This is a genomic window from Novosphingobium sp. G106, assembly GCF_019075875.1.
Taxonomy (GTDB): Bacteria; Pseudomonadota; Alphaproteobacteria; order Sphingomonadales; family Sphingomonadaceae; genus Novosphingobium.
In genome coordinates this window covers 311919-318572 of the sequence record NZ_JAHOOZ010000003.1, presented here as the reverse complement: position 1 = coordinate 318572, position 6654 = coordinate 311919, and the positions used below count along the sequence as shown (strand labels likewise).

At 59.6% G+C, this 6654-nt stretch carries 11 protein-coding genes; 8 read left to right on the top strand and 3 right to left on the bottom strand.

Annotated elements, in window-relative coordinates; translation table 11 throughout:
- Nucleotides 1–104: 104 nt before the first annotated feature.
- Nucleotides 105–296 (bottom strand): hypothetical protein, encoded by a 192-nt coding sequence (locus tag KRR38_RS33715; protein WP_217408108.1) that lies wholly within the window; start codon nucleotides 294–296, stop codon nucleotides 105–107.
- Nucleotides 297–873: 577 nt separating this feature from the next.
- Between KRR38_RS33715 and KRR38_RS33710 the strand changes: the two genes are divergently transcribed.
- Together KRR38_RS33710 and KRR38_RS33705 are read left to right on the top strand one after the other, a co-directional pair.
- On the top strand, nucleotides 874–1119 hold the full coding sequence (locus tag KRR38_RS33710; RefSeq protein WP_217407894.1) for a hypothetical protein: 246 nt from the start codon (nucleotides 874–876) through the stop codon (nucleotides 1117–1119).
- Nucleotides 1120–1478: 359 nt separating this feature from the next.
- A complete protein-coding gene (locus tag KRR38_RS33705) occupies nucleotides 1479–2009 on the top strand; it encodes a PEPxxWA-CTERM sorting domain-containing protein (RefSeq protein WP_309141247.1) in 531 nt (176 codons plus the stop codon).
- Nucleotides 2010–2307: 298 nt separating this feature from the next.
- Here KRR38_RS33705 and KRR38_RS33700 read toward each other — a convergent pair whose 3' ends face one another.
- Nucleotides 2308–2613, bottom strand: a complete 306-nt coding sequence (locus tag KRR38_RS33700; RefSeq protein ID WP_217408107.1) for a hypothetical protein — start codon at nucleotides 2611–2613, stop codon at nucleotides 2308–2310.
- A 65-nt stretch (nucleotides 2614–2678) separates the two neighbouring features.
- Nucleotides 2679–2936 carry a hypothetical protein gene (locus tag KRR38_RS33695; protein ID WP_217407891.1) on the bottom strand — a complete coding sequence of 86 codons (258 nt, stop codon included), beginning with the start codon at nucleotides 2934–2936 and terminating at the stop codon, nucleotides 2679–2681.
- Nucleotides 2937–3541: 605 nt separating this feature from the next.
- Between KRR38_RS33695 and KRR38_RS33690 the strand changes: the two genes are divergently transcribed.
- From KRR38_RS33690 to KRR38_RS37175, 6 genes are all read left to right on the top strand, one after another.
- Complete coding sequence (locus KRR38_RS33690) at nucleotides 3542–3700, top strand: hypothetical protein (RefSeq protein WP_217407890.1); 159 nt, start codon at nucleotides 3542–3544, stop codon at nucleotides 3698–3700.
- Between the two features lie 32 nt (nucleotides 3701–3732).
- Nucleotides 3733–4155 carry a hypothetical protein gene (locus tag KRR38_RS33685; protein ID WP_217407889.1) on the top strand — a complete coding sequence of 141 codons (423 nt, stop codon included), beginning with the start codon at nucleotides 3733–3735 and terminating at the stop codon, nucleotides 4153–4155.
- A gap of 404 nt (nucleotides 4156–4559) precedes the next feature.
- Complete coding sequence (locus KRR38_RS33680; protein WP_217407888.1) at nucleotides 4560–4817, top strand: hypothetical protein; 258 nt, start codon at nucleotides 4560–4562, stop codon at nucleotides 4815–4817.
- A gap of 120 nt (nucleotides 4818–4937) precedes the next feature.
- The gene (locus tag KRR38_RS33675) at nucleotides 4938–5456 is read left to right on the top strand and encodes a hypothetical protein (protein WP_217407887.1); all 519 of its coding nucleotides are present in this window, start codon (nucleotides 4938–4940) and stop codon (nucleotides 5454–5456) included.
- Nucleotides 5456–5782: a hypothetical protein gene (locus KRR38_RS33670; RefSeq protein WP_217407886.1), complete on the top strand. Its 327-nt coding sequence runs from the start codon at nucleotides 5456–5458 to the stop codon at nucleotides 5780–5782. Before KRR38_RS33675 ends, KRR38_RS33670 begins: the two co-directional genes overlap by 1 nt.
- Before the next feature lie 57 nt (nucleotides 5783–5839).
- On the top strand, nucleotides 5840–5974 hold the full coding sequence (locus KRR38_RS37175) for a hypothetical protein (RefSeq protein WP_256449655.1): 135 nt from the start codon (nucleotides 5840–5842) through the stop codon (nucleotides 5972–5974).
- Nucleotides 5975–6654 lie beyond the last annotated feature (680 nt).

Below are 6654 nucleotides of genomic sequence, written 5' to 3'. Positions count from 1 at the left end.
CTCATACCGGCAACCGATGACAACATAGTCGTCTTCGTCATAGCATTTGATCTTGAGCCAGCTCGTCTGCCGGCAGCTGCGATAGCGGCTGTCGAGCCGCTTGCTTACGTGCCCTCAAGGCCCATCGCGCAGGCCGCGGCGAGCAGATCGCGTCCGAAACCCTGCTGGCTCTCTGAGAACTGGATCGGTGTGCCGGGATCATGATTGCCAACGAGGCGGTGCAGCTTCAGCCGGCGCAGGCGTAGGGGCTCGGATCTCAGATCCTCGCCGTCCAGTTCGATCAGATCGAACGCCATGAAGACTCAGGCGATGCGGCTCGCCCTCGATGGCGAACGGAGGCCGGCGAAGTCGGAGCGTCCGTGCTCGTCCTGACGATGATCTCGCCATCGATCGACGCGGTCTTGCAGCAGCTGGCGCGGCGCCGACGACAGGGGCATAGCGGTCAGTCCACTGGTGCCCATTGCCGGTGAACGCTCGGGCCTTGCCATGATCCAAGACAATTAGCGTGCGATAGCCATCATATTTGCTCCCACTCCTCGCCCTCGGGCGGCTCGGTGACGAGCGTCGACTAAGGAGGCACGAAAAGATGCCGGGATCGCGCCGGTACCCGGCCCGCGAGGGGTTGAGGATGCGATCGTACAGCATCGCTTCTCGGACCTCATCTGCGCCGAGTCGTGTTCCACGCGAGTCGAAATGAATTTCTGCTTCTAAGCTGGGCCTTCGCAAGTGGTTGAAAGGCTCACTTGCGTGCGTCTGAAAAGTCCATTGATTGCTGTTAGTTCGAGGATTACGCTTGTTGGGCGAGGCTTCCGAGGGGAAGCCTCGCCGATAGGGTTGCAACAAATTGCTCACTCAAACGGCGGAGCAGTAGTCATGCCAAGCTACAAGATATTGCCGACCGAGCCGTCACGATCCGCGGAATTTAAGGCTTGTGATGCGGCGGCAGTGTTCCAGTTGGTCAGCCGGCTGGAATGCAAGGAAGCGGATGTGCTGGCCGATGATGCCTATGCATTTTCGGTTCGTTTGGGCGACAATGGCCTCTGGACAATCTTCAATCGTGGCGGCGATTTTAGTCGAGATGACATCTCAGCCTGGGGCTCGGGTATCCACGCGCTCTGATCGCCGACGGCTCTTTCGTAGATTTCTCCGACAGTGCGCCTACAGAAAGGTTAACCAAGATTGGAAAAACACAATCGGCATCCTTGCCCGTTCATTCTGCAAATTTTGGACACCATATCAATATTTTAAAAGGGAGGCCAATCGCCTTCTCGAAATGGCACAGGCTTAATTCATATTTGGGAGATTTATGGGAGGGAACCGCCGCGACTGGCTCAAGTTGCGACAATGATCAGGCAATGGGGCTTTGATCAACTTGTGGAAGGGGTTTCCGCCATGAAAAGAAGCTTTGACCGCCGCCATCACATGCCTCGCTATGAGCAGCGCGACGGCACATGCGACTACCGTATTTTTTGGAGGGCGTGACGCCGGTCGACTCGGAGTTTCGATTTAGTTATGGTGGCTCCCTCTCGCCAACTGAGGGCGTGAAGTCCGGCTCGATGCTGGTCGTTTACGATTTCGCCGGTTACGTCGATGGCTCGATTGCAGCGACTTCGCCGAATATCTCCGCAACTACAGCGTTCACGTCGAACGGTCTCATCCTTGATCCGAGTTTCACCGATGATCCCAACATCGTGAATCTCGTGTTCACCTACACAGGGCCTAATTTCCAAACCACGCCGGCTCCCCCGGCATCGCCCTATCCTGCCCTTGATTTCACCGGTCTTTCCGCTCGCTCCATCTACGGAAAGGTGAACTTCGACGGCTTCTCGACATTGACCGTAAAAAATACTCCGTTTGAAGCTGGCACAAATGTTTTCTCGACGGGAAGCGTAGGCATTCCTAGCCCCGTTCCGGAATCGGCAACCTGGGCGATGCTGATCGCCGGCATCGGCATGGTGGGAGCCGCTATGCGGCGACGCCAGGCAGCAGTATCGTTTTTGGCTTATTGAGCCTGATCGGCTGATGAAGGGGCGGCGTGGCCTCATCGCTCCGCCGTCGCGATCTACGAGATCTGATGACAAATGCGTCGCACCTGCTATGGGCGCCGCCGGCTGCCGTCCGTGCAAAACCCAAACCTTCGGGCGGCAGCGCCCGGCCCAAACGAAAAGGGCGCCCCGGATGAAGCCCGGAACGCCCTTCCTTGTAGCCAACCTTGGAGGGGTCGGAGATCAGGCCTTGGTCGAGTTTCACCCGATTGGCAAATCCTGTTATCGGCGGCCTACTTGCGATTACGATAATCGTTGCACCTCAGTTGGATTTGGATCGACGCAGACGCAGGATGTCGAGGACATCCAACACCTGCTTATCGTTCGCATCCTTCAATGCCGCCGCTAACCCGGTCATGTGCTTCGCATGCGCTTCGATCCGCAAGCGCAGATCGCGCTTGGACTTTGCGCTGGGGTCGGCTGCTATCAAGATGGCAAGGGCGGTGGCGAGGATCGTCTCCAGTTCGGCGTTTTCAATCGTGATCTCACCGGGCGAGATTTCGCGATCCCCTAAGGAATAGAACGCCGCCTGGATTACCGTCTGAGCACGCATGTACAGCTTCGTCATCGGGTCCGCGTCCTCGGGAATCCTTCAAACAGCTCGATCGGCACCTCATTATCGCCGGCCATGTCCTACTTCCTCTCAGGCAGATCGCGAGGCGCCACCTTGCCGTGCCTGTGGAGCCCGACCCGGTTGAGCGCGGCATTCATGCTCTGCGAACGCCCGATCTCGTTCTCGGCTTGGCATGACCTCCAGAAATAGCTGATCGCTTCTGCGGGTATTCCAACGAACCGCAGCGCGCGAAGTGCCAAGCGAACGTCGGCACCGGTCTGCAGCCCCTCGTGGCTGCGTGCAACCGCGGCCCGAAGCACGGCGAGGGCGTCATCCATGGCCGAGCATTTTGATCGTGGCTTCTGCGAACTGCATCATTGCCTGATGCCAGTAGGCGCTGACATCCTTCCAGGCGGGATCGATCTCCTGATCCCGCTGCCTCTCCCACATCCGCTCAGCAAGCTCCTCTGCCAGGGCCGCGAGATCGTTCGAAGTGCAGAGGCGACAACGGCCGGGGGCGACTCAGACGGCATGCCCTATTTTAGAACAAAGAAAGACCACACTGCAAGGCAGCCTTTGCCAACCGATGCTAATTCCCGAAAAGCCGCCGCAGCCAAAACCGCTTCCGTGTCGCCGGTGCTCGTTGCCCGGCCAGCTCGTAGAGACAGTGGCCAAGTTGGACCGCCTGGTTCTTGTCCATCATGAAGTAGGCCGAATGGACATCCGATTCAGAGTGAGGCGTCGGCGTGGTTACGCTTTGCAGGCGTATCACCACTTTCGAACCGAGATCCTGTGTGGTCCAGCCTACTAGGGTTCCGTACGAATATTGATCGGGGGTTGACACTTTGTGCCTCTCATTCGGCAAAATCGGCCTACAGCAGCCTAAATGGCCAGCGTAAGCGAAAGGGCGCTTCCGTACCATCGGCGGCGGCGAGGAGATCAAGTGAGCGTGATCGAGCTAGCGAAGATGGCTGTCGCGGGCTTCGGGGTAGGCCTCGCCGCCTATGCGGCGATGGAAACCGAGCCCGAGCAAATCGCGCGCCGAGCGGGTTACGGCATCCTCGGGCTTGGGCTGTTCATCGCCGTTGTGCTGACTAGCTAGACGCAAGCCGCGTTTCGTCGCATTATCGCCGAATGCAATGGCTCAAGGATACCCTGCGCACGTGGCGGGCCGGCCTTAACCTGCTCCTGATCTTCGCGCCGATGTTCCTTCCCGCTTTTCTGGTCGGAGCGCTTGCGCTCTACGGTCTGTTCAGCGTCGGCTTGATCAGTGAGCCGACGAAGCGCGCCTACTGGTTCGCCGGTCTTCTCGTGCTGCCCTACTTCCTTGCTGTCGCCTCAGGTTCGATCATGGTGGCCGTGCGCGATATGGACTTGCCCCCCTCTCAAGCGCGAGGTCCACAAAGTGACCGGGCGTTCTGGGAAGTAGCGAGCCTAGCGGCGGCGTACCTTTGGCTTAGTCCGGTAAGCGGTCAGCTCTATTTCGTTGGCTATCTCGACGACCGCAGCAATCGCCTTCGCCTCATCCGGGGTCATGTCCTCAGGGCATTTGATTAGATCGCGACACCAGTCGGGCAAGCCCGTGCCGTCCGCCATGGAAGCCCGCAAGTCTTCAATGCTGCTCATGCCATCGAGAGACCCATCAGTCCGGCCCTCATCGTCAGGTCTGCGGAGATAGGTCCACATGGCCTCAATCGCACGCTCGACCACGGCCCGAACCTGAGAGCTGACGTTATCGAGTGAAGCGCGTTCGCGAAGGCGCTGTCGGTGGAGCTTCTGGCGCTCAGCATTGCTCATAGGAGACATGAGCGTGACGTAACGCACATCGGCTCAAAGTGCAATCCGTTACGTAACGCTATTGACGGTAGCATGATGCTCCGTTACGTAACGAGACGGCCCGACAACCCGCAGCAACGGGAAGCCGAGCCTAATCGCAACCTTGCAGCAACAAGGAAACGACTATGAACGCCACTAACATGGGCGTGCCGATCGTGCACGCCTTCGACGCCCAAGCCTGGCTTACGGACTTCGCCGCCCTCGGCGGTGGCTACGACGTCGGCGATAACAGCCTCGGCTTGGCCCTCATCATCGGCAATCAGACCGACGCCGAACTGGCGCTGGGTCAGATGATGATCACCAGCCTGACCGCCAACGAAAAGACGGCGCTGTTTCGTCACCTGCGTACAACCATCGCAAACGCGGGAGGCGGCAATAACTGAGCTGAACAGGCGAGCATTGCTCATGGCCACCCCCCGCAATCGCCATGCTGGCAACCATGCCGGCTTTTGCAATCGAAGCCGCTAATAACGCGGACTGGGATGCCGCCATGCGCGTGCACCTTGAAGCCAAAGGAAGCCAGCGACGCGTTCACGCCCGGCTTCCTGAAACTGCTGGAGGAATACTCGCGACAGACCGAAGCCTTGCCGCACGTTGTGGTCGGATATTCCGGGCCAATCGAGCTTGCCACGCACGATCAGTGGCAGGTCACCCGCTCGCGCAGGAGGCTGGCCGACGTGGCCGAAGGGCGTTGCAGGCTCGATGATATCCCCGATGTCCAAGAGCGCTTCCGGCTCGACAGGCTGCTGGTGCAGGCGGCGGACGAGCGGCAAGCCCAACTCGACGCGATCCGGGATCGGCTGGGCTATGGCGAGGCCGACGACAAGGCCGACAAGCTGGGAGACCGAGAGCACGAAACGCGTTGGGCGTTGATGGAGATACCAGCGCCGACCCTGCCGGCGCTTCTCTGGAAGCTCGAATATCTTCTGGCGAGCGCGGACGCTCAGACCGGATCGTGGTCAGACCAAGCTATTGCGCAGACCGTCGCGGACATGCGCCACGTACTCGGGGAGGCACGCTGATGGGTGCCGTTCTCCAATTCCCCGACGCACGTGCAAAGGGCCGCAAGCGTCAGCGCGGTAGCTACAAGTCGATGGGCGAGTGGGCGCTTGATGCTCTCGACGATGGTGACCGCCCGGGTAACGTCCTGCGCTTCGCCAGCGTCCGTGCCAAGGCTGAGCGCCATTCAGGTGCCAAACTGGCGTTTATGTTGGTGGTTACGATGCTGCGCACCGCACCGCTGGCGCAACAAGAAGAGGTGCTTCATCAACTTCGCGCGATAGAGTCCATGACCCGCGACACTATCGCAACCTCGCTGCTCGACGCCCTCGACAAGCGGAGGCGGTGACCATGGGCAACCAAGTCCGCAACATAGGGGGCACTTACGCGCTCCCCCACCAACCTGTTGGGTCAGGCCACCCGCTGGCTCACCCGCGCCGAGCAAGAAGACCTGATCGAGCGCCTCATCGCCCATATCGACGCGCTGGGCTTCTCCTCACGGCAGAACAAATATGCCGTTGGTAAGGGTGAGTATTTCTGACCGTAGCGGCGTCTCAAACTTGTCGGCAATATCGCCGGCATTCACTTTTCCGACATGCCAAAACCTCTACCCTCGCCTCGGCGGGGGTATTTTTTTGTCCGGAGGGAACGTCCGATCAGGCCAGCGTTATTGAACTACCTTAGCTTGCTGACCTCGACAAGCGAAGGCATGGCGCGTTGGTATGGACACTCCCACCGCCCGAGCGCCCTGCTGCCGCTTCACCCTGGCAGCAAGGACGCTTGTAGCGCCAAGGCTTAAACCTCGGAAGCAAGCACCGTTCTTCCTCTGACTGGCCGAAACGCTCATCGGCTGTTCGATTAACCTTAGAGGCCGCTTGTCCATGCAAGCGGCCTCTTTGGCTTCTGAGTTTCGTTCAGTCAGCTTGGCAAACGGCAATTAGGCGCTTCCGCGGGGAAGGCGTAGGTTTGGAATATCATGGGCATGCGACCTGCCTAGGCCTTACGCACCTGCCCCCGCTTCGGCGGGGGTTTCTTTTGCGCGCCGGATACACTTTGGGGTCGAGTGCGTTTTACCAATGTGCCGCCGCTCACCCCCTGACGCGGCATGCGACACGAGGGTTGACCGACCTTCCACCTTGCCCCCGACCCTGCCGGCCGGGGGGCTTTTTCAAGGTTAACACGGTTTCCCAACTGAGGATGCCACGACCGCGCGCCGTCATG

What these genes read in the sequence shown, in the direction of transcription:
- KRR38_RS33715 (WP_217408108.1), bottom strand. Translation starts at nt 296, where the DNA reads ATGGCGTTCGATCTGATCGAACTGGACGGCGAGGATCTGAGATCCGAG.
- KRR38_RS33710 (WP_217407894.1), top strand. Translation starts at nt 874, where the DNA reads ATGCCAAGCTACAAGATATTGCCGACCGAGCCGTCACGATCCGCGGAA.
- KRR38_RS33700 (WP_217408107.1), bottom strand. Translation starts at nt 2,613, where the DNA reads ATGACGAAGCTGTACATGCGTGCTCAGACGGTAATCCAGGCGGCGTTC.
- KRR38_RS33695 (WP_217407891.1), bottom strand. Translation starts at nt 2,936, where the DNA reads ATGGATGACGCCCTCGCCGTGCTTCGGGCCGCGGTTGCACGCAGCCAC.
- KRR38_RS33685 (WP_217407889.1), top strand. Translation starts at nt 3,733, where the DNA reads ATGCAATGGCTCAAGGATACCCTGCGCACGTGGCGGGCCGGCCTTAAC.
- KRR38_RS33680 (WP_217407888.1), top strand. Translation starts at nt 4,560, where the DNA reads ATGAACGCCACTAACATGGGCGTGCCGATCGTGCACGCCTTCGACGCC.
- KRR38_RS33670 (WP_217407886.1), top strand. Translation starts at nt 5,456, where the DNA reads ATGGGTGCCGTTCTCCAATTCCCCGACGCACGTGCAAAGGGCCGCAAG.